The organism is Dietzia massiliensis (genome assembly GCF_018390595.1).
GTDB classification, from domain to species: Bacteria; Actinomycetota; Actinomycetes; order Mycobacteriales; family Mycobacteriaceae; genus Dietzia; species Dietzia massiliensis.
This window is the reverse complement of the sequence record NZ_JAHBAV010000382.1, coordinates 1-310: the sequence shown is the minus strand read 5'-3', so window position 1 is coordinate 310 and position 310 is coordinate 1. Positions and strand designations below refer to the sequence as shown.

The 310-nt window shown below is 50.0% G+C and carries 1 protein-coding gene; it reads left to right on the top strand.

Features of this window, described 5'->3' with window-relative positions; all coding sequences use genetic code 11:
* The first annotated feature begins 110 nt into the window (after positions 1–110).
* On the top strand, positions 111–287 hold the full coding sequence (locus KHA85_RS19425; protein WP_213186769.1) for a DUF4222 domain-containing protein: 177 nt from the start codon (positions 111–113) through the stop codon (positions 285–287).
* Positions 288–310: the final 23 nt, after the last annotated feature.

Here is a 310-nt window from a genome sequence, read left to right as displayed (position 1 = left end):
AAAACCGGCAAGTCTGATTTTGGTCACGCCTTCACGCAAACCAGGGTAACGCCGCGTGGCATCCAGTGGATTGCTGAGCATTACGCCTCTGAGCTGATGGCGAGCTAACCATGAGCCAATCAACCCCGCTGGATAGGAAATATGTCGATGACCACGGCAACCCCGTGAAGGTCATCCGGTGGGAACGTGTAGAGCGTCAGGTGATTTTTATGAGAGAGGGCTATCAGCATGAGTGCATGCAACCTCTTGAAAGATTTAAAGAGAAATTTAAGCGAGTGGACATATGAGCGCCTTAATGCAGCTTCTTGAT